We start from the raw sequence: 26,151 nt of genomic DNA on the forward strand, positions 1-26,151 counted from the left end.
TTTCGCAAATATTTTTCAGTATTTTATGATTGTCAAGGAACTTTTTTGTTAACTTTGTTAACTATATTTTGTCGAGATTGACAATTCTATTCATTTCTTGGAATTGTTGTAAAAAAACAGACCCAAAACTGGGTCTGTTTCATTGATATTCATCAGGTCGGTCTGAAATTTGCTGAAAATAGTAACGGATCGCTTGGCAAATTCGTTTCGACGAATGTCCATCACCATATGGATTTGTCGCTTGACTCATCTCATCATGAGCAGCTTGATTGATTAATAATTGGGTAGCTACCTGATAAATTGTCTCTTCATCCGTCCCGACCAGCTTTAAAGTGCCTGCGTCTATTCCCTCAGGTCTTTCTGTCGTATCGCGAAGAACAAGAACCGGTACTCCAAGAGATGGCGCCTCTTCCTGGACTCCACCGGAATCTGTCAAAATCAGATATGCTCTTGAAGCAAAATTATGAAAATCGATAACATCAAGCGGTTCAATCAAATGAATCCTTGGATCATCCTTGAGAATCTCTGCAGCGATTTCTCTTACTACTGGATTTAAGTGTACTGGATAAACCACTTGAATATCAGGTTGTTCCTCAACAATTCGCTTCACGGCCCGAAAAATGTTTCGCATCGGATCACCGAGGTTTTCTCTGCGATGGGCCGTAAGGAGGATCAATCGATCATCACCAAGTCGGTCGAGAACCTCATGCTGGTATTCCTTACGTACGGTCGTTTTTAAAGCATCGATCGCTGTATTTCCGGTAATAAAGATTTGCAGCTTGTCTTTATTTTCAGCCATGAGATTATGGGCAGATTTCTGTGTTGGTGCAAAGTGTAAGTCGGATAAGACACCCGTTAATTGTCGATTCATTTCCTCCGGATATGGAGAATACTTATTCCACGTTCTGAGGCCTGCTTCCACATGTCCAACCGGAATCTGATTATAAAATGCTGCAAGGCTGGCAATAAAGGTCGTCGTCGTGTCTCCATGGACGAGAACGATATCAGGCATTACTTTTTTCATCACTTCATCTAAACCTTCAAGACCACGGGTTGTGATATCAATTAATGTTTGCCGATCCTTCATGATGTTCAAATCGTAGTCTGGTGTAATGCCGAATATGTGTAAAACCTGATCAAGCATTTGGCGATGTTGTGCAGTTACTGTTACGATTGGTGTGAAATACTCTGGATTTTTTTGCAGTTCAAGAACAAGCGGAGCCATCTTAATCGCTTCCGGTCTTGTTCCAAAAATCGTCATAACCTTAATCGGTTGTTTCATCCCAATACCTTCTTAGAAAATTATTTTGTTCCGAATAAACGGTCGCCTGCATCTCCTAAACCAGGAACAATATAGCCTTTTTCATTCAATTTTTCATCAAGTGCCGCAATGAAGATGTCGACATCCGGATGTGCCTGTTGCACGGCTTCTACTCCTTCAGGTGCCGCGATTAAACACATAAATTTAATATGCTTTGCACCACGAGTTTTTAAAGAAGTGATGGCTTCAATCGCAGACCCGCCTGTTGCAAGCATTGGATCTACAACGATGAAATCCCTTTCTTCAACATCACTAGGAAGTTTCACGTAGTATTCCACTGGCTTTAACGTTTTTGGATCACGATATAAACCAATATGACCCACTTTCGCTGCTGGAATTAATTTTAAAATGCCATCAACCATTCCAATTCCGGCACGCAAAATCGGAATAAGGCCAATTTTCTTTCCAGATAATACCTTTGATTTTGTTGTGCTCACAGGAGTTTCAATTTCGATTTCTTCAAGAGGCATATCACGAGTAATTTCAAATGCCATCAAGGTTGCCACTTCATCAACCAATTCACGAAAATCCTTTGTTCCTGTGTCCTTCTGACGGATGTATGTAAGCTTATGCTGAATGAGTGGGTGATCAAAAACGTATACTTTAGCCATTCTTATTCCTCCTTTATTAATAAACAAACCTTATGTAGATATTTTTCACACTGCGTTTAATTTTACAGAAAAATAGTCCCTTGAGCAAGACAGATTTGCCTACATTATATCAACAAATTGAGACTCTTCTCCATCACGTTCAATATTTTCACTTAATTTTAATATTCTGGTTCTTAATGTCCTTTTTGTTCTTGAAATAAATTATTTAGAGGCTTATTCTGACAGCTCTGGATGCATTGAAAGACATTTGTGACTGAATCAAAAACTCTTTTGGACTGCTTGGGCGAATTTTTTGCCTTTTGTGTCCAATAAGATGCCTCTTTTGGACTGCTTGGATGAATTTCCAGCCTTTCGTGTCCAATAAGATGGCTCTTTGAGACTACTTAAACAAATTTCTAGCCTTCTGAGTCCGAAACACGGGCTCTTTCGGACTGCTCGGATGAATTTCTAGCCTTTCGTGTCCAAATCAAAGGCACTCTTGGACCGTTTAGACGAATCACAACGCCTCCCGAGTCCAAATCATAACCCCTCACCGTGAGATTCAAATAAATTCGTTTGAAAATACAAAAAAAGTGTCAGAGTTCTTAATCGATACATAGAGAAACATTCGTTTTCTATTGTATCCAAAATAAGAATTCTGACACCAAGTACATATTTAATAGAGGGCTCCAATTACCTCAAACGATTACCTAAAACTCAGGATCAAGTCGATTATTTTTCTGGATATAACACAAACCGGCTCGTCAAATCGGATACTCTTTGTGCTGCTTCCTTCAATTTTTCTTCATTTTCATGGTTTTTCAAGGTGAAGGCTATAATAGAAGCAATTTCATCCATTTCCGCTAAACCAAATCCACGAGAAGTTACAGCAGCTGTTCCCACACGAATACCGCTTGTTACAAATGGACTTTCCGGATCAAAAGGAATCGTGTTTTTATTCACGGTGATACCGACCTCATCCAAAACCTTTTCTGCTACTTTTCCTGTTAGGCCTAATGATCTCATATCAAGAAGCAAGAGATGATTATCTGTTCCGCCTGAAACAAGATCAATTCCTTCCTTCTTCAAGCTTTCAGCTAAACGCTTTGCATTATCGATAATATTTTGCGCATATTCCTTAAAGCTGTCCTGCAATGCTTCGCCAAATGCAACGGCCTTTGCGGCAATGACATGCATTAATGGTCCGCCTTGAATTCCAGGGAAGATGGATTTGTCAATTTTTTTGCCGAACTCTTCCTTACATAGAATCATTCCACCACGTGGACCACGTAATGTTTTATGTGTTGTGGTCGTAACGAAATCCGCATATAAAACTGGATTTGGATGTAAACCAGCGGCAACTAGTCCGGCAATATGAGCCATATCGACCATTAAATATGCTCCCACTTCATCCGCAATTTCTCTGAAACGCTTGAAGTCAATTTGACGTGGATATGCACTAGCACCAGCAACGATTAATTTTGGTTGATGCTCACGCGCTTTTGCCAAAACATCATCATAATTAATGCGATGAGTTTCTGGATCTACTCCGTACTCAACAAATTTGTATTGAATTCCGCTAAAGTTAACCGGACTTCCATGAGTTAAGTGACCACCGTGGGAAAGATTCATCCCTAACACGGTATCTCCTTGCTCTAAAATAGTGAAATAAACAGCCATGTTGGCTTGCGCACCAGAATGTGGTTGAACATTAACATATTCCGCCCCGAAAATTTCCTTCGCGCGTTCGCGAGCTAAGTCCTCGACAACATCGACATATTCACAGCCACCATAATAACGTCTTCCTGGATAACCTTCTGCATACTTATTCGTTAAAACAGAGCCTTGTGCTTCCATGACCGCTTCGCTAACAAAGTTTTCAGAGGCGATTAATTCAATTTTTGCCCTTTGTCTTCCTAATTCATCTTGAATTGCTTTAAATACCTGTTGATCCTGCTGTGATAAATGCTTCATTTAAATCCTCCCTTTATCTGAGCCCTTTTTTATATATACATTCTCTCGCTCACGCTTACAAAAATTCATACCTATTCTAGCATGTTTTCTGATTGAATAGAATGAAAATTACAAAAGTATCTCATAAAAAATCTCCTTTTCAATCAAAAAAGCCAAACCCTCATACAGATGTTGAAAATGAATCACACTCCGCATCGGGCCTGGCGATTTCAAAAAAATGCTTTTTTTACACTTATTATCCGGACGCTTCATCGGCACCCCACACGATTTTTAGCTGCATGATTGATTGAAGGAATTTCGCTCATAAACGGCTCTTTCTCCTCCGATTAGCTTAGGTCGACATTTGGCTAAAGTGACATGAGCTTCTCCAATCTCTTTCTCCATAACACGAATCGGAACAGCAACCATTTTCAGATGCATTCCAATTAAAGTATCTCCAATATCGATTCCGGCATCCGCTTGAATCCTTTCCACAACAACCGGATCCTCGAAATAATGAAAGGCATATGTTGCCATTGAACCACCTGCATGGCGCACAGGAACAACCGTCACTTCTTCGTATCCCTTTGCTTCAGCAACATTCCTTTCTACAACTAACGCACGATTTAAATGTTCACAGCACTGAAAGGCTAATTGCACACCTGTGATATCTTGAAAGCTCTTCAACTGACGGAAAATCATGGCCGCAACCTCAGTTGAGCCTGCCGTGCCGATTTTCTTGCCAATTACTTCGCTTGTACTACACCCAATCACAAACAAATGTTTACTTGTTAAATTAGCTTGCTTTTGGAAATCTTGCAAAATGGCATGCAATTGCTTCTCCCATTGTTCGATGGAATCAGGCAATTGAATTTCCTCCTTCTATGACAAGCGAATGTTCTTAATATTTTTCTTCAATTTGTGTAATTTTATCAATGCGGTTTTGATGACGTCCACCTTCGAATTCTGTTGTTAGCCAAACTTGAGCGATTTCACGTGCAAGTCCAGGGCCGATAACACGTTCTCCCATCGATAAAATATTACTATCATTATGCTGACGGGTTGCTTTTGCACTAAAAGTATCATGAACAAGCGCACAACGAATTCCTTTTACTTTGTTGGCTGCAATGCTCATGCCAATCCCTGTCCCACAAATCAGAATACCACGATCAAATTCCCCATTGGCTACTCTTTCGGCAACCGGTAAGGCATAATCCGGATAATCCACAGAGGTGCTGCAATTGCAGCCGAAATCTTCGTATTGTAATCCCATTTCGTCTAATAGTTTTTTAATTTCTTCGCGAATATTCACGCCGCCATGATCAGATGCGATTGCTATTTTCATTCTTCTTCCTCCATACCTGCTCTGATATTTGTCGTTGATTGTACCTTCATTATTTTATTTTGACACATTCACTTCTAAATATAAAGAACTTCTGTTACCATCGGCATAACCCTGACAAAACCACTTACAACTTAAACTGCGTAATCGTTTCCTTTAATTTTTCCGCTTGATGTTTTAACTCTGTTCCCAGTTGCTCAACATTTTGCATAACTATCGTCTGTTGTTCGGTAGCATTGGTCACTTCTTGTGCTCCTGCAGAGGTTTCTTCTGCAATGGCTGCCACTTCCTGAGACTGTGTGGATGTATGTTTGATATCAATCATTTGTTGATCGACTAATTTGGTAATCGTTGAAATCGCTTCTGCCATTTCATTAATGGTATTGGTCATATTTTCAATGACTTCCTTCGTTTCCGTTCCTTTTTTCACTTCGCTATTAGCAATTTGGACCTGCTGAGAAATCTGATTGACGACATTAATGACTTCATGTTGAATATTTTGGACTAATTCAGAAATCCCTTGCACGGCCTTCGCACTTTCATCGGCTAGCACACGAACCTCTTCCGCAACCACGGCAAAGCCTTTCCCGTGTTCCCCTGCACGGGCTGCTTCAATCGAAGCATTTAATGCTAATAGATTCGTTTGAGCCGCAATATCTCCAACGAGCTGAATAATTTCCCCAACCTGCTCGGCATTTTTCTCTAATTTTTTTACAGATTGTAGGGAATGTTGATTATCAGTTGCTAAACGTTCAATTCCTGAAATTAAAGAATGAACAACCTTTTTTGATTGCTCTAGCTCTTGAACCATATCCTTTGATACCAGTTCTGATGCCCTAGCTTTTTCTTGTACTTCTTCCGCAATTCGAATCACATCTTCCACAGCCTCTGCTGTATTTTGAATCGAGATGGCTGAGTTATCTGCTCCATGTGAAATTTCACCAATCGTTCTAGAGATAGAGGACGCTTGCTCTGCAGCAGCAGAAGCTTCTTGAGAGATGGCAATAACCTTTTCATTGGTCTCTTGAAAGTTTTCATCGATTTTTTGAACCATATCCCGTAAAGAAAAAAGCATATGGTTAAAAGCAACACCTAATGAGCGAATTTCATCATCTGTTCGAGATAATTCCACATCCTCCCGAATATCTCCGTGCGCTGCCTTAAGAGCAACTTTTTCAACCTTCTGCAATGGTCTGATAATGACCCCCGCAAAGAAAAAGGCTAATATCCCAGACCAAATAATACCAAGGCTAAGGGTAATAATCGTAAAAAGACCTTCTCCTATATTGATATAATCCTTAGCAATTGGGTAAAGCACATAGATAAAAAAGGCACTTGTGGAATACGTAATCAAGGCCAAAATGGTTGTGAATAAAACTAGCTTTTTACGCAATCCAAATTTTAATTTTTGTTTTTCCTCCATCTCTCTTCTCTCCCTACTGCTTATTTCTCTTTTTGTATTCGCTCGATTATTTTCTCTATTTTTTCATTAAGCTGCTTGTATGTATGTCGATAATGTTCAATTGTTCCGCCAAACGGATCAGTTATATCCTGATTACTAGATTCCCCTATAAACTCTGTAATCGTAAACGTTTTCTTTGCCGCTTCCGGAAACATTTGAATAACCGTACTTTTATGGCCACGGGTCATAGTTAAAACGTAGGTTGCCCACTCCACATTTTCAATCGATAACATCGATGAACGATGATCATGTTTAATTTGGTTCTCAATGAGGACCGCTTGCGTATGCTCGGAGGCTCCGCCACCATCCATGGCAAATACTCCCGCCGACCTCACCTCGATATTAGGAATGGCTTTATTTTTTAATATAGCTTCTGCCATCGGACTACGGCAGGTATTACCTGTACAAACGAATAGAATATGAGTCATTCCTACTCCTCCTTAATTCCATTATAATATTAAAATAATACTGTCAATAGCATTTTGTGGAAGATTCTTAAAAATTCCGATAACTAATATCTCTTAATTTGTGATAAAAGTCCTATGATTTGTATTTTTTCTCTATCTTAATAAGAATATCCTACTTCACCATGATAATGAAGAGGCTTTCATTAATTTTTTATAATTCTCAAGCAATTTATTCCATATAACAAAAAAGACCATCTTTATGTAAAGAATAGCCCTTTTTAGATGATTTAAGTAAAAGATAAGAGAAGTTTAACACCAAACGCGAGCAAAATTCCTCCGCCTAGCGCTTCACTATATGTACCAAGCAGACCTTGAACTCTTCGCCCAATCAACAAACCCAACCATGTGAGAATCGTTGCCCCTATTCCAAAGCACACAAGTGCGATAATGGTTTTCGCACCGTATATTCCTAATGTAAGACCCACAGAAAAACTATCAAGACTGGCACCAATTGCAAAGATAAATAACCCAATACCCGTGGGTGTAATGAGCGCCTTCTCACTATTTTTCATACTGGACCACAGCATTTGGATCCCCAATAAGATTAAAAGGCCTCCTCCCAAGAAGCCTGCAATCGTTCCTAACCTCTCAGATAAAAGCTTACCAGCCATAATCCCTAATAGTGGCATCCACACATGAAAGATACCGATCGTCAATCCTATTTTAAAAATTTGCCTTAGCCGCATTTGATACATTCCCATTCCTAGCCCGATCGAAAATGCATCCATACTTAAAGCAAATGCCATCAAAACAAGTGTAACGATTTCACCAACGATTGTAGACATTCCATTCCCCCCCTCGGGACTTGCTATTTCAAGATATGCACGTCCAAAAGGGTTTAGAATAAGACAATTTACTTTTTTAGCTAAAATAATGTAATCGTTTTCGATGGAAAAACCTATTTTTCACTAGTTTCTTCTATTATTTTACCGCCCGCTGCTTTCATAAGACGATTCATGATGGCTTGTCCAACCCCTTCGGTTGGGAACATCTCACTATAAATTACATCAACAGAAGATCGATTAAAGCTTCTTAATACTTTATATAAGAAATTCGCCACGGTTTTCAGGTCGCTTCTTCTTCCACAAGCAAAAATATAATCTGCTCGGTAATCTCCTTGATGCTCTTCCGTTGTTAAAACTCCCACGACTTGGCCTTGCTTTTGCTTTTCATCCACAAGCTTTTGGATAAAGGATTGAGTTCCATTAACAAGATAAAGTGGGGCATTCGGAGCATAATGTTTATATTTCATTCCAGGAGCCTTTGGTGCTTGATTTTCATCAGCTAAAGCAGGATCCACTCTAACTTCACCCACTACTGCCTCGAGCTGTTCCTTTGTAATCCCACCTGGCCTTAAGATTGTAGGAATTTCTTCCGTACAATCAACCACCGTAGATTCAACGCCAACACCTGTACTTCCACCGTCAACAATCCCAGGGATCCGTCCATCTAAATCCTCAAATACGTGATTCGCTGTTGTTGGACTTGGTTTTCCCGAACGGTTCGCACTTGGTGCCGCAATTGGTAGACCGGATTCGGCTATAAGCGCAAGAGCAATGGGATGGTCTGGCATCCGTACAGCCACTGTCGGTAATCCAGCCGTTGCTTTTTCTGACAGAACCCCTTCCTTTTTTCGAAAAATAATGGTTAACGGGCCAGGCCAGAATTGATCGATTAAAAGATGAGCCTTCTCCGGGATTTCTTCCACGATATCCTTTAACTGATTTTTATCGGCAATATGCATAATGAGCGGATTATCACTCGGTCTTCCCTTCGCTGCAAATATTTTCGCAACGGCCACATCACTTTTGGCATTGCCTCCAAGACCGTATACCGTTTCAGTTGGAAAGGCAATGACTTCATTTTCTTTTAAAAAATGTGCAGCCTGTGCAATTTGTTGATAACCCTCTTGTTTATCCACATTTTTATCCACTGTCCATATCGTTGTTTTCATTTTTATCCACCTTTAAATATAAGGATTTGAATTCCGTGAAAAACTCCGTCATCACGTCGATTTCAAACACTTAACTTCCTTTATACGTATGAAAGTATAAAAGAAGAAAGAGGATAACTCAAGTCTTATCCACATTTTGTGTATAAATATGATGATTTCGTGGATAACTTTAGCTAAATATCCACAGTTTCATAATAAAAGCCTCATAAAAACGGAGTTATCCACAGAAAGGATGTGCTCGACATGTTTGGATTGCAACAACTCCCTTGGAAGCTGTTCTCGTTCTTCTTTTTGAAAACCCATGATGGAAAAGAAATCTAGTGATTTTGTTTTATTGGTTGCTAAGTAAACAGAGGATAAATTTCTTTCTTTGGCAAGCCGAAAAATTTGCTCAATCATAATGAGCAAATCATGCTCTTTTAGCCTTGGGCTCATCACTAATGAGCGCAGCAATCCGTGATCCCCGAACGGCTCTATTCCTAATGTTGCCTGAATTCTGCCTTCCTGATCCTCCAAAATCAGAAAGTATTCAATGAACTCCTCGATCCCTTCTGTTCCCACTTCAGCATCCGATAAAAAATCATTCAATTTATCCACATCTTCAATTCTTCCACCACGTACCACCATCTCCATTCTCCCACCTAGCCTCTCTTATTTTTTATTAAATTCATATGATAGATTGGTGGAAGTAGAACTAAAAAAATTACTAGAATGAGGAAAGGCCCCCTTTAAAGGTGGGCCAGGTTAATATTCTATTTTTACGTCTATGAAAAATCATTTTCTTAAAATAATTTATTCCACAGATCTTTGATAAAAAATCTTACTTCGATTGGCTGTTCATCTTCGGATGTATAAACCGGTTCAGACTTTGATTGAGATGGCTTTGGATGATTCTCCTTCTTTTCTTCTAGATTGGTGGAATGCGTCTTGTCATTTGATTTTTTGGTCGTTTCATCTTGTTTTACTACAACTTGTTGATTCTTTAATTGTGGTTGATTTTTTACTTGATTCTTCTCAGATTTTTCTTGAGTATCTTCTTTTTTTTTGCCCTCTTTTACTGCTAAGCCGTTGGAAAAATCTAAAAAACATAATGGAGGAAATAGAACGCACCACCAATTCGCCCCCATTCCTTCCCCAAGTGTAATGAGAATGGCTTCATATTCTCCCGCCGGATATAAAAATTGTCCATATAGTTTAGTTGGAAACTCTACTTTCCCAAATTCCGTATGTACGGTTTGATTGGATTTTTCACGAGCCACCACCTCTTCCGCGATATGCTGTATTTCCGGTAAGCGGGAACGAATTAGTTTTCGAGCCTCATCTACTGATGTCAGCTCTGCAACCCATTGATTAATTTCCTGATTAACCGCATCCCTCACATGTCTCTTTAATTCTTGGTCCTTCTCATTATCACTGTTTGCCAATATTCGAAGCCGAATAGCTTCCTTTGGAATCACGACTTCCTCTTTTGCTGTCACTTCGTTTTTCGGAATATATAAACTAAGAATCGTACCGATTGCTAGAATTAAAATATACAATTTTGCCATATGCTTTGAACTTGTGATCAACCTAGACACCGACCCTTCCCCATTATGAAACTCCCATCCCCCGTATGGGAGATCGCTAATATTTGTTATCAAGGGCAGTTTCGTTCTCAAATTTTTTCTTTAAGTTGAAAGAACGTTCTGCCCGTTTTACTTGATAGAAATATTGTGGACAATAAGTCGAATTCTTAAACACTAGTAAAATAAAAAAATAGATTGAAATCTTGCAGAGTGATGGTTTTAGTGGCTTGATGGATGAAGATGCCGGATTTGTTTGTAAAGTTATTTAGTGGATATTGCGGATAAGCGGAATTGTAGAACTATTTATTTAGCAAGGATATTGTTGTTGGAAAGGTATTGTCAAGATGATGGGGTTTATCCCACTCTTAACGGACAGGAGGTCCTAGTCAGGCGAAGCCACAGGATGTGGCGTCATGAGCGTGATAAGTGAAATAAGATTTTTCTTTGGGCTTCAGCCCTTAGAAAAATCAATCAGGCTTTGCGTGACTAACCATCAGCGGGGGATGAATGGCAGACTAAAAGCGCGACGTCAACACATAAGTCTGCACACTTCACGTCCTGTGCGTCGAAAACCCCTACTGATGGAAGTTTCACTTTATCGTTTAAGGTCGTGATTTATATTTTCAACTTCCAAGCATATATCGATTCCTCGACATCAACTCTTCTACCCCCCTCATCTGAAACTGAATATATCCCTAAATCCACAACAAAAAACGCATGAAACATCATTCATGCGTTTGACACTGCCCAATATATTCAGCGAATACCATGCGATCCTTCCCATTGATATCATAAACAACTTCCACTTTTGCTTGGGGAAATGCGGATTGTAAGAGCTCTTTTACAGCTTCACTTTGTCCTGCCCCTACCTCAAAACCAACCATAAATTGTTCATTCAGAACTTGTGGGAGCTCGTCCATAAAGCGTCGATATAAATCCAGTCCATCTTCCCCGGCAAATAGCGCTCGATGAGGTTCATGTCCGACCACAACTTCGGACATGTCTTCCATATCCCCTGTTGGTATATACGGCGGATTGGAAATCATCACATCAAATTTTTCCTTTGCAGAAATAAACGGCTGCAATAAATCACCATGAACAAATTCAATTTGCGCCCCAAGGTCCGCAGCATTTTTTTGCGCCACCAATAAAGATTTCTCAGCAATATCAGAAGCTGTCACCACAAGATTCGGATTTTCCAATTTCAACGAAATCGCAATCGCTCCACTTCCTGTGCCCACATCGAGTACCTTAACCGACTGACTATCAGCAAACAGGCGAACGATACGCTGTAAAGCTCCATAGACAAGTTCCTCTGTTTCAGGTCTTGGAATGAGCACCTCTTCATTGACATAAAAAACACGGCCATAAAACTCTTCCTGCCCCATAATATATTGAATAGGTTTCCCTGCTACATGAGCGAACACGGCCTGTTCAAATAGCTCCCATCTATCAGAGGGAACTTCTTCGCGCAGTTCAGAAAAAAGCTGGGCTCGACTCCGATTTAAAAAATATCGCAATAATATTTCTCCCGCATTCTCATCGCGATGATTCTCCTTTAAAAAAGAAGAAGCCCAACTCAGGGCTTCGTACACTTTTTTACTCATTGGATGCATTTTCTAACTTCTGGGATTGCTCTTCCATAATTAAAGCTTCAATAATTTCCTCGAGCTTTCCTTGAAGAATTTGATCAAGTTTTTGAATCGTTAAGCCGATGCGATGATCCGTTACGCGGTTTTGCGGGAAATTGTACGTACGAATCCGTTCAGAACGATCACCGGTACCAACAGCTGACTTCCGTTGCTGATCATATTCAGCTTGAGCTTCCTGTTGGAATTTATTATAGACACGGGCACGTAAAACCTTCATGGCTTTTTCTTTATTCTTAATTTGTGATTTCTCATCTTGGCAAGATACGACGATCCCTGTTGGTAAATGCGTTAAGCGCACGGCAGACATAGTCGTATTAACACTTTGTCCTCCTGGACCGCTAGACGCAAATGTATCAACCCGAACATCCTTATCATGAATCTCAACTTCTACCTCTTCTGCTTCTGGTAAAACGGCAACGGTTGCCGTGGATGTATGGATGCGACCGCCTGATTCCGTTTCAGGAACACGCTGAACGCGGTGAGCCCCATTTTCAAATTTCAATTTAGAATAAGCTGAATCGCCATTAATCATAAAAATAATTTCCTTATAACCGCCAACCCCAGTTGTATTTGAATCAATGATTTCAATTTTCCAGCCTTGGCTTTCCGCATAACGGCTGTACATACGGAACAAATCGCCAGCGAATAGGGCGGCTTCATCTCCACCAGCTGCCCCACGGATTTCCATAATAACGTTTTTATCATCATTTGGGTCCTTCGGAATGAGCAATATTCTTAATCGAGCTTGTAGTTCTTCAATTCTTCCCTCAAGTTCCGAAATTTCCTCTTTTACCATATCACGCATCTCAGCATCTAACTTTTCCTCAAGCATAGCCTTTGCGTCATGTAATTGGTCCCGTACTTCCTTATATTCACGATAGGTTTCTACCGTTTCCTGTATTCCGGACTGCTCTTTTGAATATTCGCGCAGTTTCTTCGGATCATTGACAATATCTGGATCACTTAAGAGCTCATTCAATCTCTCATAGCGATCTTCCACAGCTTGTAGACGATCAAACACAATATCCACCTCTATTTTTTCAATTTCTTTCCTATATTTTAAGATCCATCATTGGAAAATCCCATGATACCTTCTTTTATATAAAAATTTATTTCCCGTTCAGATCCATAACATTCTAATTATATTATAGGGGAGTGTGCACGTCAAAGCTATCTATAATCCGCTACGTTCAAATTGGACATTCCTCTTGATAAATCCATCTACCATTGATATTCCCCTCACATGATTCAAAAAAATAACACGTCCCACTTAGGACATGTTATTTTTCTGTTCCTTCTACATGTACATTAATATCATAACGTGGGAGCGCATGGACAAGCACATGATGAAGCCTTCTTTCCGCCGCTCTTTCTTCGGAATTCGTCAGATAACCATTTTTATAGGCTGTAACAGTCATTTCACCTGCATTAATCCAAACAGAGCCCGGTTTAAATTCTTTCGTGGTTAAAATGGCCTTTCTTGCCTGATCGACATCAGATTTTTGATTTCTTTGACTCCGCTCCTTATCGACTGGAACTAGGTTTGGATTTTGATCAGACATGGTAACACCCGTTCCTCCAGTACCGGAATCGAGTGATTGATTATTATTAACAAACGCTCTTGCATGTTGATCCTCATCCTGCTCATAAAGGCCATCTACATTTTGATTACATCCTGCGAGTAGAATAAGAAAAAGGATGAAGACAGATCCTTTTTTCAAAGCTAACACCTCCTACTTAGAAGGATTCCCCATTTTCATTGGAAACGTGTAAATGATTTATTTCCAATTAGCAAAAGATTTTTGCGGAACAAAAAAATAAGCCAACCAAAGTCAGCTTATTTCTCAAAGAATCTATATAAAACGTTTTAAAAACGATTATGCCCTTTTTGAGGCAGTAGAGTTCTCCATTACATTTGGAGACTTCAGTACGACATGATGATGTCTACACCGAGGTTCATAGCTTTCTGAGGCACCGACAAGAATAATGGGATCATCATAGGAAGCAGGCTGCCCATTTATTAATCGTTGTGTTCGGCTTGATGGTGAACCGCAAACTGCGCATACCGCTTGAAGCTTGGTTACTAGTTCAGCAATCGCCATAATTGCAGGCATTTGCTCAAATGGTTCGCCACGAAAATCCTGGTCAAGACCAGCTGCAATGACTCGATGTCCACTATCAGCTAAATGCTGAATCACTTTCACAATCTCCGGATCAAAGAATTGAACTTCATCAATAGCAACGACATCTATATCTGAATCAATGTGTTGAAAAATCTCCGTTGAACGGGAAATAGGGATTGCTATAAAAGAAGTCCCATTGTGTGACACAACAGAGTCCTCACTATAACGATTATCGATTTTCGGTTTGAAAACGACAATTTTCTGCTTCGCAAATTGTGCTCTGCGTACCCGTCGAATCAATTCCTCTGATTTGCCGGAAAACATACTGCCGCAGATTACTTCAACCCAGCCGTGATGATTCATTACATACATGTACGGCCTCTCCTTCCTCACATTTCTTTACTAGCTCATGAGTTTACTACATTATTTCTCCAAAAATGCTAGAAATCATTATGTAATAAGCTCTTGTTACCAATAAAAAACAGGCAAGTCATGGTGCTTCTTGCCTGTCTTTGTTATTTTCAAATTACTTAAGACCGTATTTTTTATTGAATCGGTCAACACGTCCGCCAGCTTCAGCGAATTTTTGACGACCCGTATAGAATGGATGACAAGCAGAACAAGTTTCTACTTTTAACTCTTCTTTTACAGAACCAGTTTCAAACTCATTACCACAAGCACATCTCACCATTACTTTTTTATAGTTTGGATGAATTCCTGCTTTCATTCTTTTCATCTCCTTCCGCCCTGAATCATTCGAAACAGAGTTATATGGTTACGGATAGGATACCCGTAAAATATTTCAAAAACATACTGTGACTATTATAGCAAGGACTATATCATTTTGCAATATGGGAATTGCTCCCGAAAACGACCACTACTTCCTTACGATCTTTTGGCCCTCATTTCTTCCCCTAATTGCGCGAAGAATTCTTCATTCGATTTCGTTTGCTTTAATTTACGCAAGAATTTTTCAACAAACTCAGGTGAATCAGACATGGATTTACGAATCGCCCATAATTTATCCAAATGATCTTTTGGAAGAAGGAGCTCTTCTTTACGTGTTCCAGAACGGCGAATATCAATCGCTGGGAAGATTCTTCTTTCCGCTAGAGAGCGATCTAAATGGAGCTCCATATTCCCGGTACCTTTAAATTCTTCATAAATAACATCATCCATTCTTGAACCCGTATCAACAAGTGCTGTTGCTAATATCGTTAAGCTACCGCCCTCTTCGATATTACGGGCTGCCCCAAAGAAGCGCTTTGGTCGGTGGAAGGCTGCCGGGTCAATCCCACCAGATAATGTACGACCACTTGGAGGAATAACCAGGTTGTAGGCCCGTGCAAGACGAGTAATACTATCCATTAAGATAATAACATCCCGCTTGTGTTCGACAAGGCGCATCGCTCTTTCTAGAACAAGCTCAGCTACTTTAATATGATTTTCTGGGACTTCATCAAAGGTTGAGCTAACGACATCGCCTGCTACGGAGCGTTCAATATCCGTTACTTCTTCTGGACGTTCATCAATAAGAAGGACAATTAATTCAGCTTCTGGATGATTGGTTGTAATGGCATTGGCTATTTCCTTTAAAAGCATCGTTTTCCCTGCTTTAGGAGGAGCCACAATCAAACCACGTTGTCCAAATCCAACAGGTGCAATTAAATCCATGATTCTTGTTGAAATATGTTTGGGTGTTGTTTCAAGCTTCATTTGACGATCGGGGTAAAGAGGTGTTAGGGCTGGAAAGTGAACCCTTTCTTTTGCTGATTCTGGGTCGTCCCCATTGACAGCCTCGACATGTAATAATCCATAATATCGTTCATTTTCTTTTGGGGGTCTTACTTTTCCTGAAACCTTATCACCGTTACGTAAGTCAAAACGGCGAATTTGCGATGCTGAAATATAAATATCCTCAGAACTTGGAGAGTAATTAATCGGTCTTAAAAATCCGAATCCCTCCGACTGGATAATTTCTAGCACGCCTTCCATGAAGAAGAAACCCTCTTGTTCAGCTCGAGCCTTTAAGATCGCAAAAATCAGCTCTTTTTTTGTCAGTTTGCTGTAGTAAGAAACCTTATAAGTCTTGGCAAGCTCATAAAGCTCCTTCAATTTTAAATTTTCTAATCCTGAAATTGTTAATTCCATTTTGGCACCACTCTTTATAGTATTAAGCATTTCCACCATACCTATTTAATTGACATTCTTCTAAAAAATTATGGTCGAAAAGGAAAAAAATCCTAAACGGAGGTTTCTTGAAGTAAAAGAAGAAAAACAGATGGAAAATAGATGAAAAAATGCATGTTCATGCACACAATCTTAAAATAATAAAAAACAATCTTATTTTACCCTTTTGAAAGGAAAATAATCAATACATTTTTTTAATAAAATAGGAAAAACCAGTAAGGGAAGAAATAATTAGGGAGAATGTCACAATTTTTTGTCTATTTTATTCTTTCAAGGTTAGCTAAAGAAATCAATCTTCTTTAGCTAACCTCTTGATCATAAATTATTTCATAACTAGATTTGGTTTCTTTTTCAAGCTATGACGTCCATCGATAAATCGAACGGTTCCTGATTTTGCACGCATCACAATGGAATGTGTAGAACCATAGGAGCCTTTAAATTGCACCCCACGAAGCAATTCTCCATCCGTTACACCTGTTGCTGCGAAAATGGCATCGTCACCCTTCACTAAATCATCCATAAGGAGAATCTTGCTGACATCTAAGCCCATTTTAATACAACGGGCTAGCTCTTCATCATTTTGCGGAAGAAGTCTACCTTGAATTTCACCGCCAAGACATTTTAGCGCAACTGCTGAGAGCACGCCTTCTGGTGCGCCTCCGATTCCAAATAAGATATCCACACCGGTATGGTCAAAGGCTGTATTAATGGCACCTGCCACGTCGCCATCATTGATGAGCTTGATTCTCGCCCCGGCTTCCCTTAATTCAGCAATGATTTGGTCATGACGCGGACGATTTAATACCGTTGCAACCACATCTTCTATGTCCTTATTTTTCGCTTTGGCAACCGCCTTTAAATTATCGGTGACAGAAGCATTAATATCAATTTTACCCACTGCTTCAGGACCAACAGCGATTTTTTCCATATACATGTCTGGTGCATGAAGAAGATTCCCATTATCGGCGATTGCCACAACAGCTAATGCATTCCAGCCACCTGATGCAACAATGTTGGTTCCTTCTAATGGGTCGACTGCTACATCGACTCGAGGTCCGTAACCCGTTCCTAGCTTTTCACCAATATAGAGCATTGGAGCTTCGTCCATTTCTCCTTCTCCGATGACAACCGTTCCTTTCATTGGGACTGTGTCAAACACACCTCTCATTGCTGTGGTGGCAGCATCATCTGCTTCGTCTTTCTTTCCTCTCCCCATCCAACGGGCTGATGCCAATGCAGCTCCTTCAGTTACACGGATCAGTTCCATTGTTAAGCTTCTTTCCATTTCCAATTCCTCCCCATTTATACAACAACTTCTCTTCTTCATCTATGTTTAATCTATGTTGTCAAACTGGTGGAAAAATGCTTTAGGCGTTTTTCATATGTTCAATTTCTTCAGGTGTCAATGCTTCGCGCCAAACCGTCGCTCCTAAGCCATTTAATTTCTCTACGAGATGACTGTATCCCCGGTCAATATGTTCCATCCCAGTTATTTCTGTAATCCCCTCTGCGAGCAACCCTGCTATGACTAAAGAAGCCCCCGCACGCAAGTCACTTGCTTTTACCTTTGCCCCTTGTAGCTTAATGGGACCATTAATAATGGCGGAACGGCTTTCAACCTTGATGTTGGCATTCATTCTTCTTAATTCATCAATATGCTTAAATCTTGCTCCATAAATGGTGTCCGTCACCATGCTTGTCCCTTCCGCTTTTGTTAATAATGCGGTAAAAGGCTGCTGCAGGTCCGTTGGAAATCCAGGATAGACAAGCGTCTTAATATCAACCGCCTTTAATCTGTCCGTATGTCCAACAAATACTTGATCATCACTTGTTTCTATCTGAACACCTGCCTCCCTCAACTTTGCAATCAAGGATTCTAAGTGCTGAGGAATAATATTGTCGATAAGGATTCCTTCCCCAACTGCTGCCCCTATAATCAAATAGGTTCCAGCCTCAATACGATCAGGAATGATCGTATGTCTGCAGCCGTGTAAATGTTCCACTCCGTCAATTCGGATGACATCTGTTCCAGCACCTTTAATTTTCGCCCCCATATTCGTTAATAATGTCGCTACATCGATGATTTCAGGCTCTTTTGCAGCATTTTCAATGATGGTTCTACCTTTTGCTCGAACAGCCGCAAGCATGATATTGATCGTGGCCCCCACACTCACAACATCTAAATAAATTCTTGCTCCACTTAACTCTTCTGCTCGTAAATAAATAGCTCCCTGTTCATTGGTAACCTTTGCCCCTAAGGCTTCAAAGCCTTTAATATGCTGGTCAATAGGTCTTGGTCCTAAGTGACAGCCACCTGGAAGCCCAATAACTGCCTTTTTAAAGCGGCCAAGCATCGCCCCCATTAAATAGTAGGAGGCACGAAGCTTTTTAACACTTCCATTTGGGAGTGGCATTGAAACCATTGAAGAAGGGTTAATTGTAATATCATTTTCACGAAACTCTACGACTCCCCCAATTTCTTCTAGCAACGATTTTAAAATATGAACATCAGAAATATCTGGTAAACCCTCAATTGTGACAGGGGAATCTGCAAGAATGGTTGCAGGAATTAGTGCAACAGCACTATTTTTAGCTCCACTAATCCGAACTGTTCCTTTTAAAGGGTAACCCCCTGCGATCATTAGCTTTTCCATGTTAGACTCCCTTCTACGTCAATAATAGTCCATGAACTTTTCTATACGTAAAACGAAAACACAATACTCCCTCTAAATCCAAGAGGCTATCGTTACTAATCATAATGATAGTTATCGCAAATGTCCTTTCACCCTTCATAATAGCACTCTCATTATCATATTTCTCCAAACTTGTCTGAAGATAATCATCAGAATGCAAAAGCTATGTACTATTTGAAAAGGATTACAAAATAATAGATTATAAATAAGCATTTATGAGACACACCAAGAATTTTCCGACACTATTATCCTACCCTTTAGTTTACACGAAAATATCTACTTCATGTGTGGATATTCAAAAAAGATTCAATAAAGTGTATAAATCAAAACATTCTTTATTTTCAAATAAATAAAAAGAAAAATATTTGAAGGATGAATAAAGCAATTAGGAGTTTGATTATAAGTGGTGCATTTGATGGATAAGAAAAGGTCCCTCACCTTTTTCGAAGGTGAGGGCAAATTTGGAGAAACTTCTTCTCAATGAAACGAATGGATCCCGAAAATTCGGGTTAATCTTTTATATGAACTTAAGCTCATATCAATAGTCAATCTTGCTATTTCTGATTAGCGCTTGCTCCAATCTGCTAAAAAGGCTTCAATCCCTTTGTCTGTTAAAGGATGCTTAAATAATTGAAGGATGACTTTATATGGAATCGTCGCAATATGAGCGCCTCTAAGTGCAGCTTCCGTTACATGCTGAGGATGACGGATAGATGCTGCAATAATTTCAGATTTAATATCATGAATGGTAAAAATATCAGCAATGGTAGATATTAAGTCTAAGCCATTTTGCCCGATGTCATCAAGTCTTCCCAAAAATGGAGAAACATAGGTGGCACCTGCTCTTGCAGCAAGCAAGGCTTGGTTCGCACTAAAAATGAGAGTTACATTTGTTTTAATGCCCTCTTTTGAAAGGACATTGACCGCTTTTAGACCTTCTGGAGTCATTGGAACCTTAACTGTTATGTTCGGAGCAATACTAGCGAGCTCACGACCTTCTTTAATCATCCCCTCTGCATCCAGTGCAATTACTTCTGCGCTGACGGATCCAGGCACGAGATCAGTAATTTCCTTAAGGCGATCATGAAAGGAAACATTTTTTTCCTTTGCGACTAATGACGGATTCGTTGTGACTCCTGAAATAATTCCAAGGGCATATGCCTCTTTTATTTCATCCATATTAGCAGTGTCTATAAAAAACTTCATCTTCTATCTCTCCCCCATTCAAATCCCGATGACGATCTGATATTTTTCATGTATAAAAAATATTCAATCTCTTTCAAATATAAGGTTTTTAATTTTTATTAAGATGAAATTGAAACCGCCTATAAAAAGACGGTTTCAACATGTATTTTTTTATTACGCTTTATTTGAAGAACCGAATTCGCGGATTTTACCGATAACCGTTTCTTTAATTACTTCACGTGCAGGTCCTAAATATTTACGTGGATCGTAAACTTCAGAATCTGCAGCTAGTACTTCGCGTACACGTTTAGCAGAGGCAATTTGGTTTTCAGTGTTTACGTTGATTTTTGCAGTTCCTAATGATACAGCTTGTTGGATATCTTTTGTTGGGATTCCAGTACCACCATGTAATACTAATGGAAGACCAGTAATCTCACCGATTTCTTTCATTTCTTTGAAGCCTAATTTTGGCTCGCCTTTGTATGGTCCATGAACAGAACCTAAAGCTGGAGCTAAAGCATCGATGCCTGTACGATTAACAAGCTCTTCGCATTCTTTTGGATCTGCATAGATAATGCCTTCAGCAACAACATCATCTTCCTGACCGCCAACAGTTCCTAATTCTGATTCAACAGAAACTCCTTTTGAATGAGCATACTCTACTACTTTAGAAGTAATTTCAATGTTTTCTTCAAATGGATGATGAGAAGCGTCGATCATAACGGAAGTGAAGCCAGCATCGACTGCTTCTTTACATTTGTCAAAGCTTGAACCGTGGTCTAAATGAATCGCTACAGGAACAGTGATTTTTAAATCTTCCATCAAGCCTTCTACCATTTTCACAACGGTTTTAAATCCACTCATATAACGACCTGCACCTTCAGAAACACCTAGGATTACAGGTGATTTTTCTTCTTCTGCTGCTTGTAGAATGGCTTGAGTGAACTCAAGGTTGTTTAGGTTAAATTGGCCAACAGCATAACCTTCGTTTTTTGCTTTAATGAGCATTTCCTTCATAGATACTAAAGGCATTATAATTCCTCCTTCATTGATGATTGTCCTCAGGGTGCAAACATTTCTTAGTAAGTATTCCCTACGTAAAAGCGAAGTATGTAAACTTACCAGAATGAAACTTATAGAAGACGAATCATCTCATTCATCTGTAATCATACCAAATTGAACTAGGAATTTCTATTAAACATACCATTTTTTATGAAGTGTCATAATTTCGCTATAAAGGAAGCGGTACCACTGGCTTAAATTAAATGCACCGGTAGATATTTCCTGACAGCCCCTCGGATATCATCAATATCAAATGGCTTAGCAAAATGGGTTAAAGCCCCAAGATCTTTTGCCTCTTGAATCATATCCAGCTCACCATATGCCGTCATGATAATGACACGGATTTCCGGATCAATGATTTTCATTCTTTTTAAAATTTCAATACCGTCCATTCCTGGTATTTTCATATCGAGGAGGACTAAATCAGGCGCATGCGTTTTGACAATATCAAGTGCTTGTACCCCATTTGCGGCCTGAAAAGTGGTATATCCTTCCTTCTGGAGGACCTCATTAAGGAGTATACGAATGCCAAACTGATCGTCAATGATTAAAATTTTCCCTTTCATTAAGCCACCTCTTCTCTATTTGATAGAAAAAGCCTAGATGTAAAAACTATGTATTTTTAGGTTTAACCTTATGGTTCGGGTTAAATATGCATTCTTCCCTTTTTTTCATATCCAATTACTTCTATTTTAACCATTCATATTCCTGCTATTTTTCAAACAATTTTTTAGCATCTACGTCCTTAATAGTAAACCCAATTTTTCAAGAATCAACCCCTACCGCGTGCTTTCTTTCGATTATTTTACCTTCTCATCCATTTTCTCTATAATCAATGGTTGAAGACTTGTTTTTAAAGGATGTGCTTATTTATGTTAAAAATGTTCACAACCCAGCTACAGGGCTTGCTTAATCGGATTCAGGATCGCGAGGGGATGGCAATGGAAGACGGTGCTCGTTTACTTGCGCAAGCAGCTGTTGGAGAAGGAAAAATATACATGATTGGGATACAGGAAATGAAAGCAGTAGAAACAGAGGCCCTGCATGGAGCGGAGCCATTAAAAGGACTCTATCCTTTTGAAGGAGCTGAGCAAATCGATCATTTCACTGATGCCGACCGCGTCCTTCTTATCTCTCGGTTTTCTCATGATCAGGAAGCACTGACAATTGCGAAGGCTTTGGCCGATAGAGGAGTTCCCTTTGTTTCTATTGCAACTGAAGCCGACTCTAACGATGAAAGTATAGCCAATCTAGCCGATGTTCATATTGATTTGAAGCTTACCAAGGGTTTGTTACCTAGAGAGGATGGTCAGCGTTTCGGATTTCCATCCTCCATGGCTGCCCTTTATGTTTATTTTGGTCTCAAATTTACGTTGGAAGAAATCTTAGAGGAATATGAATAATCCAACCATTTCGCTTGACTGCTCCATTTCGTAAAATTTGTTAGAAGTGCTTTTGTTCGAAAAAAATAACTTTATAAAAAAAGGCTGTTCCATAATCGGAATCAGCCTTTTTCCTTTTATTTTTCACTCATTTTTAGTGAGGCTTCTACAAAATCTCTAAATAATGGTTGAGGTCTTGTTGGTCGCGATGTAAATTCTGGATGGAACTGGGATGCTACAAACCAAGGATGATCCTTTAATTCAATAATTTCAATGAGGCGGCCATCAGGACTTGTTCCAGAGAAGATAAATCCTGCTTTTTCCATCTCTTGACGATATTGATTATTGAATTCATAGCGATGGCGATGGCGCTCATAAATCACTTTATCATTATAAGCGGCGAAGGCCTTTGTTCCTTCCTCCAACTTACATGGGTATAAACCAAGACGCAAGGTTCCACCAAGATCCTCAATATCCTTTTGTTCAGGCAATAAATCAATGATTGGATGCAATGTATCAGGATCAATTTCTGCTGTATGTGCTCCGTCCAATTTAAGAACATTACGGGCAAATTCGATTGATGCCAGCTGCATACCAAGACAAATGCCAAGGAATGGTTTTTTCGATTCACGCGCATATTGGATAGCTAAAATTTTCCCTTCGATTCCACGGTCCCCGAAGCCACCTGGTACAAGGATTCCGTCAACATCATCTAATAAATCCGTTACATTTTGAGAAGTAACATGTTCTGCATTTATCCATTTAATCTCGATATCACTATCGAATGAATAACCGGCATGCTTTAATGCCTCTACAACAGAAATGTAAGCATCTTGCAATTCCACATATTTTCCGACAAGACCAATTTTTGTTTTTCGTGATAAATTGACCACTTTTTCAATAAGCTTCTTCCATTCGGTCATATCCGCTTCATGACTTTGGATTTTCAAATGGTCACACACAATTTGGTCGAAGTTTTGTTCTTGAAGGGCAAGTGGGATGGTATATAATGTATCCGCATCTTGACACTCAATAACGGCCTTTGCATCGATATCACAGAATAAGGCAATCTTATCTTTCATATCCTGAGTCATTGGCATTTCCGTACGAACGACGATGACATTTGGTTGAATTCCTAAGCTTCTAAGCTCTTTTACACTATGCTGTGTAGGCTTTGTCTTCATTTCCCCTGCTGCTTTAATGTATGGAACAAGAGTACAGTGAACATACATCACATTGTCACGGCCGATATCACTTTTGATTTGGCGAATCGCTTCTAAGAATGGGAGTGACTCAATATCCCCAACGGTTCCACCGATTTCCGTAATAACCACGTCTGCATTTGTTTCTCTACCTGCACGAAAAACTCGTTCTTTAATCTCATTTGTAATATGAGGAATAACTTGAACGGTTCCACCCAAGTAATCTCCACGGCGTTCTTTCTTTAAAACCGTTGAGTAGATTTTTCCGGTTGTGACATTACTGTACTTCGTCAAATTAATATCAATAAACCGTTCATAATGTCCTAAGTCTAAGTCTGTTTCCGCACCGTCACCAGTTACAAAAACCTCTCCATGTTGATACGGGCTCATCGTCCCTGGATCGACGTTAATATACGGGTCGAATTTTTGGATGGTTACATTCAAACCTCGATTTTTTAATAGTCTTCCTAGACTTGCTGCAGTAATTCCTTTGCCCAGCGATGACACAACCCCGCCAGTTACAAAAATATACTTTGTCATGTTCAAATCCCCCTTAGTTACAGTTTGTACAATTCGTCGCTATTTAAATAAAGACTATTGTTTATTCATTCATGATAGGGGGTGGCGAACATTATTTCCTTAAAACTGCTATAGAAATACTCCCTAAAAATAGCAAAAACGCCCTCTTACTTATTAAGTAAGGGAGCGCTATTTTAGCGTATAATAATTATCGTTCCTTTTTTAAGGAGCCCAAAAGTTATTTTACAAGCATAAAAAATAAAAGTCAAGATGTAGAATTATCTCTCTTTTTCCTCTTCGTCTTCATCAAGATCCTCATCCTCAAGATCTTCATCTTCAATATCATACTCGTCTTCCTCTAACAGATCCTCATCCGCTTCTTCGAAATCTTCTTCCTCTAGATCATCTTCTAAGAGATCGTCATCATCCGAGTCATCATCTGCATCAAAGTCATCGGTGTCATCAAAATCATGATCTTCATCTGTATCTTCAAAGTCATCGACAACTTCCTCCTCTTCGACAACCTTCTTCGCCTTTTTCTTCTTCGGCTTCACAGGTGCAACGATTTCATCTTCAATTTGGTCAATTGGGTACCAAACACGAAGACCCCAGCGATTTTCACCTAACGCTAGGAAACGGCCATCGATATTTAAATCTGTATAAAATTGGGCAATTTTTGCTCTTACATCATTCTCTGAAAGCTCAAGAATCCCCTTAATTTCATCCATCATTTCATTGAAAGAGACCGGTTGCTTACTACCTTCTAATATTTCATAAGCAATTTCAATAAAAGACATTTCCTGCAACTGTTCCTTTGAGTACTGTTTCAAACTCATCACTGCACTTCCTTTCTAAAGACACTCCTGCAACGAACATATAAATGTAAAACTTTCTTTTCATGCTAAAATAAGGATTCCCATGAATGCATATTCTTCATTATAAACAAAAATAGTGGGTTTATGCTAGTTCAATTATCGTTTCATTTACTTTTTTCTGCGTTCATTTCGAATTCTTTTTTTAAAATTTATTTGCCCGTCTGTTTCTTTTTTTCACGTTTCCCATAGTTAAATCGTTTCCATGCTAAAAAAAAGAAAAAGATGGATATGAGCAAAAAGCCAATGGCTCCCAGCTGCAGTTGGTATAAGAAGTATGTCATGATGATCAGGCATACGAAAGTCCCGAAAAGAAATAAACGCTTCACCCTTTTCACTTCCCAAATAGGCTTCAAACCATAAGTATGTATTTATCCCACTCTTAACGGACATTTTGACTCCCACTTCAAGATTCTGAGAATACGAAGAAGATAAGTGGGGGATGAATGACAGACTAAAAGCGCGACGTCAACACATAAGTCTGCACACTTCACGTCCTGTGCGTCGAAAACCCCCAATGATGGAAGTTTCACTTTATCAGTTAAAAAGTCAAAACCTCTTATCTCACTCCGATTATACAGGAAATAAAGATAAAATATGAACATATTCACGATATT

General features: G+C 39.4%; 26 protein-coding genes. 1 reads left to right on the plus strand and 25 read right to left on the minus strand.

All coding sequences use genetic code 11. From position 1 onward, the window contains the following. Positions 1–139: 139 nt before the first annotated feature. The 22 genes from wecB to ACE38V_RS05455 all read right to left on the minus strand — a co-directional run bounded on the left by wecB (position 140) and on the right by ACE38V_RS05455 (position 22,125). The gene (wecB, locus tag ACE38V_RS05350) at positions 140–1,282 is read right to left on the minus strand and encodes a non-hydrolyzing UDP-N-acetylglucosamine 2-epimerase (RefSeq protein ID WP_375840175.1); all 1,143 of its coding nucleotides are present in this window, start codon (positions 1,280–1,282) and stop codon (positions 140–142) included. 20 nt (positions 1,283–1,302) lie between these two features. Then, positions 1,303–1,932: a uracil phosphoribosyltransferase gene (gene upp / locus ACE38V_RS05355; RefSeq protein WP_375840176.1), complete on the minus strand. Its 630-nt coding sequence runs from the start codon at positions 1,930–1,932 to the stop codon at positions 1,303–1,305. Positions 1,933–2,643: 711 nt separating this feature from the next. Continuing rightward, a complete protein-coding gene (gene glyA / locus ACE38V_RS05360) occupies positions 2,644–3,885 on the minus strand; it encodes a serine hydroxymethyltransferase (RefSeq protein WP_375840177.1) in 1,242 nt (413 codons plus the stop codon). A 270-nt stretch (positions 3,886–4,155) separates the two neighbouring features. Then, positions 4,156–4,731 carry a TIGR01440 family protein gene (locus ACE38V_RS05365; RefSeq protein WP_375840178.1) on the minus strand — a complete coding sequence of 192 codons (576 nt, stop codon included), beginning with the start codon at positions 4,729–4,731 and terminating at the stop codon, positions 4,156–4,158. 34 nt (positions 4,732–4,765) lie between these two features. After that, on the minus strand, positions 4,766–5,209 hold the full coding sequence (gene rpiB, locus ACE38V_RS05370; RefSeq protein WP_375840179.1) for a ribose 5-phosphate isomerase B: 444 nt from the start codon (positions 5,207–5,209) through the stop codon (positions 4,766–4,768). A gap of 124 nt (positions 5,210–5,333) precedes the next feature. Beyond that, the gene (locus tag ACE38V_RS05375; RefSeq protein ID WP_375840180.1) at positions 5,334–6,629 is read right to left on the minus strand and encodes a methyl-accepting chemotaxis protein; all 1,296 of its coding nucleotides are present in this window, start codon (positions 6,627–6,629) and stop codon (positions 5,334–5,336) included. A gap of 20 nt (positions 6,630–6,649) precedes the next feature. Then, complete coding sequence (locus ACE38V_RS05380; RefSeq protein ID WP_375840181.1) at positions 6,650–7,096, minus strand: low molecular weight protein arginine phosphatase; 447 nt, start codon at positions 7,094–7,096, stop codon at positions 6,650–6,652. Between the two features lie 266 nt (positions 7,097–7,362). Then, positions 7,363–7,920 carry a manganese efflux pump MntP gene (locus tag ACE38V_RS05385; protein ID WP_375840182.1) on the minus strand — a complete coding sequence of 186 codons (558 nt, stop codon included), beginning with the start codon at positions 7,918–7,920 and terminating at the stop codon, positions 7,363–7,365. A gap of 113 nt (positions 7,921–8,033) precedes the next feature. Further along, entirely contained in the window at positions 8,034–9,089 is a 1,056-nt protein-coding gene (locus ACE38V_RS05390; protein ID WP_375840183.1) for an L-threonylcarbamoyladenylate synthase, read from the minus strand. 189 nt (positions 9,090–9,278) lie between these two features. Further along, a complete protein-coding gene (locus ACE38V_RS05395; protein ID WP_375840184.1) occupies positions 9,279–9,722 on the minus strand; it encodes a GNAT family N-acetyltransferase in 444 nt (147 codons plus the stop codon). Between the two features lie 149 nt (positions 9,723–9,871). After that, a complete protein-coding gene (gene spoIIR / locus ACE38V_RS05400) occupies positions 9,872–10,636 on the minus strand; it encodes a stage II sporulation protein R (protein ID WP_375840441.1) in 765 nt (254 codons plus the stop codon). A 743-nt stretch (positions 10,637–11,379) separates the two neighbouring features. After that, the gene (gene prmC, locus ACE38V_RS05405) at positions 11,380–12,261 is read right to left on the minus strand and encodes a peptide chain release factor N(5)-glutamine methyltransferase (protein WP_375840185.1); all 882 of its coding nucleotides are present in this window, start codon (positions 12,259–12,261) and stop codon (positions 11,380–11,382) included. Then, the gene (gene prfA / locus ACE38V_RS05410; RefSeq protein ID WP_375840186.1) at positions 12,254–13,327 is read right to left on the minus strand and encodes a peptide chain release factor 1; all 1,074 of its coding nucleotides are present in this window, start codon (positions 13,325–13,327) and stop codon (positions 12,254–12,256) included. Before prfA ends, prmC begins: the two co-directional genes overlap by 8 nt. Before the next feature lie 259 nt (positions 13,328–13,586). After that, positions 13,587–14,027 (minus strand): putative periplasmic lipoprotein, encoded by a 441-nt coding sequence (locus ACE38V_RS05415; RefSeq protein WP_375840187.1) that lies wholly within the window; start codon positions 14,025–14,027, stop codon positions 13,587–13,589. A 156-nt stretch (positions 14,028–14,183) separates the two neighbouring features. After that, entirely contained in the window at positions 14,184–14,801 is a 618-nt protein-coding gene (locus ACE38V_RS05420; protein WP_375840188.1) for a thymidine kinase, read from the minus strand. Between the two features lie 154 nt (positions 14,802–14,955). Continuing rightward, positions 14,956–15,156 carry a 50S ribosomal protein L31 gene (gene rpmE / locus ACE38V_RS05425; protein ID WP_375840189.1) on the minus strand — a complete coding sequence of 67 codons (201 nt, stop codon included), beginning with the start codon at positions 15,154–15,156 and terminating at the stop codon, positions 14,956–14,958. Between the two features lie 158 nt (positions 15,157–15,314). Beyond that, entirely contained in the window at positions 15,315–16,580 is a 1,266-nt protein-coding gene (rho, locus tag ACE38V_RS05430; protein WP_375840190.1) for a transcription termination factor Rho, read from the minus strand. A 361-nt stretch (positions 16,581–16,941) separates the two neighbouring features. Continuing rightward, entirely contained in the window at positions 16,942–17,904 is a 963-nt protein-coding gene (gene glpX / locus ACE38V_RS05435; RefSeq protein ID WP_375840191.1) for a class II fructose-bisphosphatase, read from the minus strand. A gap of 82 nt (positions 17,905–17,986) precedes the next feature. Next, the gene (locus tag ACE38V_RS05440) at positions 17,987–19,273 is read right to left on the minus strand and encodes a UDP-N-acetylglucosamine 1-carboxyvinyltransferase (RefSeq protein WP_375840192.1); all 1,287 of its coding nucleotides are present in this window, start codon (positions 19,271–19,273) and stop codon (positions 17,987–17,989) included. 603 nt (positions 19,274–19,876) lie between these two features. Then, positions 19,877–20,518, minus strand: a complete 642-nt coding sequence (gene fsa / locus ACE38V_RS05445) for a fructose-6-phosphate aldolase (RefSeq protein WP_375840193.1) — start codon at positions 20,516–20,518, stop codon at positions 19,877–19,879. Positions 20,519–20,671: 153 nt separating this feature from the next. Beyond that, the gene (locus tag ACE38V_RS05450; RefSeq protein WP_375840194.1) at positions 20,672–21,529 is read right to left on the minus strand and encodes a class II fructose-bisphosphate aldolase; all 858 of its coding nucleotides are present in this window, start codon (positions 21,527–21,529) and stop codon (positions 20,672–20,674) included. A gap of 224 nt (positions 21,530–21,753) precedes the next feature. Next, entirely contained in the window at positions 21,754–22,125 is a 372-nt protein-coding gene (locus tag ACE38V_RS05455) for a response regulator (RefSeq protein ID WP_375840195.1), read from the minus strand. A gap of 306 nt (positions 22,126–22,431) precedes the next feature. Here ACE38V_RS05455 and ACE38V_RS05460 point away from each other — a divergent pair, with 306 nt between their 5' ends. Next, the gene (locus ACE38V_RS05460) at positions 22,432–22,962 is read left to right on the plus strand and encodes a DUF2529 domain-containing protein (protein ID WP_375840196.1); all 531 of its coding nucleotides are present in this window, start codon (positions 22,432–22,434) and stop codon (positions 22,960–22,962) included. Positions 22,963–23,078: 116 nt separating this feature from the next. Here the strand turns inward: ACE38V_RS05460 and ACE38V_RS05465 are convergent, their stop codons facing one another. The 3 genes from ACE38V_RS05465 to ACE38V_RS05475 form a co-directional block, all read right to left on the minus strand. After that, a complete protein-coding gene (locus tag ACE38V_RS05465; RefSeq protein WP_375840197.1) occupies positions 23,079–24,683 on the minus strand; it encodes a CTP synthase in 1,605 nt (534 codons plus the stop codon). Positions 24,684–24,940: 257 nt separating this feature from the next. After that, positions 24,941–25,498, minus strand: a complete 558-nt coding sequence (gene rpoE, locus ACE38V_RS05470; protein ID WP_375840198.1) for a DNA-directed RNA polymerase subunit delta — start codon at positions 25,496–25,498, stop codon at positions 24,941–24,943. A gap of 228 nt (positions 25,499–25,726) precedes the next feature. Further along, a complete protein-coding gene (locus ACE38V_RS05475) occupies positions 25,727–25,927 on the minus strand; it encodes a hypothetical protein (protein ID WP_375840199.1) in 201 nt (66 codons plus the stop codon). Positions 25,928–26,151: the final 224 nt, after the last annotated feature.

Origin of the sequence: Cytobacillus sp. Hz8 (assembly GCF_042263505.1) — a bacterium.
Lineage (GTDB): Bacteria > Bacillota > Bacilli > Bacillales > Cytobacillaceae > Bacillus_BE.

Bases quoted from the DNA above. Each gene is read 5' to 3' on its own strand.
- wecB (WP_375840175.1), bottom strand. From the start codon at position 1,282: ATGAAACAACCGATTAAGGTTATGACGATTTTTGGAACAAGACCGGAA.
- upp (WP_375840176.1), bottom strand. From the start codon at position 1,932: ATGGCTAAAGTATACGTTTTTGATCACCCACTCATTCAGCATAAGCTT.
- glyA (WP_375840177.1), bottom strand. From the start codon at position 3,885: ATGAAGCATTTATCACAGCAGGATCAACAGGTATTTAAAGCAATTCAA.
- rpiB (WP_375840179.1), bottom strand. From the start codon at position 5,209: ATGAAAATAGCAATCGCATCTGATCATGGCGGCGTGAATATTCGCGAA.
- ACE38V_RS05375 (WP_375840180.1), bottom strand. From the start codon at position 6,629: ATGGAGGAAAAACAAAAATTAAAATTTGGATTGCGTAAAAAGCTAGTT.
- ACE38V_RS05380 (WP_375840181.1), bottom strand. From the start codon at position 7,096: ATGACTCATATTCTATTCGTTTGTACAGGTAATACCTGCCGTAGTCCG.
- ACE38V_RS05385 (WP_375840182.1), bottom strand. From the start codon at position 7,920: ATGTCTACAATCGTTGGTGAAATCGTTACACTTGTTTTGATGGCATTT.
- ACE38V_RS05390 (WP_375840183.1), bottom strand. From the start codon at position 9,089: ATGAAAACAACGATATGGACAGTGGATAAAAATGTGGATAAACAAGAG.
- ACE38V_RS05395 (WP_375840184.1), bottom strand. From the start codon at position 9,722: ATGGAGATGGTGGTACGTGGTGGAAGAATTGAAGATGTGGATAAATTG.
- spoIIR (WP_375840441.1), bottom strand. From the start codon at position 10,636: ATGGCAAAATTGTATATTTTAATTCTAGCAATCGGTACGATTCTTAGT.
- prmC (WP_375840185.1), bottom strand. From the start codon at position 12,261: ATGAGTAAAAAAGTGTACGAAGCCCTGAGTTGGGCTTCTTCTTTTTTA.
- ACE38V_RS05420 (WP_375840188.1), bottom strand. From the start codon at position 14,801: ATGTATGTAATGAATCATCACGGCTGGGTTGAAGTAATCTGCGGCAGT.
- rpmE (WP_375840189.1), bottom strand. From the start codon at position 15,156: ATGAAAGCAGGAATTCATCCAAACTATAAAAAAGTAATGGTGAGATGT.
- rho (WP_375840190.1), bottom strand. From the start codon at position 16,580: ATGGAATTAACAATTTCAGGATTAGAAAATTTAAAATTGAAGGAGCTT.
- glpX (WP_375840191.1), bottom strand. From the start codon at position 17,904: ATGGAAAGAAGCTTAACAATGGAACTGATCCGTGTAACTGAAGGAGCT.
- ACE38V_RS05440 (WP_375840192.1), bottom strand. From the start codon at position 19,273: ATGGAAAAGCTAATGATCGCAGGGGGTTACCCTTTAAAAGGAACAGTT.
- fsa (WP_375840193.1), bottom strand. From the start codon at position 20,518: ATGAAGTTTTTTATAGACACTGCTAATATGGATGAAATAAAAGAGGCA.
- ACE38V_RS05450 (WP_375840194.1), bottom strand. From the start codon at position 21,529: ATGCCTTTAGTATCTATGAAGGAAATGCTCATTAAAGCAAAAAACGAA.
- ACE38V_RS05455 (WP_375840195.1), bottom strand. From the start codon at position 22,125: ATGAAAGGGAAAATTTTAATCATTGACGATCAGTTTGGCATTCGTATA.
- ACE38V_RS05460 (WP_375840196.1), top strand. From the start codon at position 22,432: ATGTTAAAAATGTTCACAACCCAGCTACAGGGCTTGCTTAATCGGATT.
- ACE38V_RS05465 (WP_375840197.1), bottom strand. From the start codon at position 24,683: ATGACAAAGTATATTTTTGTAACTGGCGGGGTTGTGTCATCGCTGGGC.
- rpoE (WP_375840198.1), bottom strand. From the start codon at position 25,498: ATGAGTTTGAAACAGTACTCAAAGGAACAGTTGCAGGAAATGTCTTTT.
- ACE38V_RS05475 (WP_375840199.1), bottom strand. From the start codon at position 25,927: ATGTCCGTTAAGAGTGGGATAAATACATACTTATGGTTTGAAGCCTAT.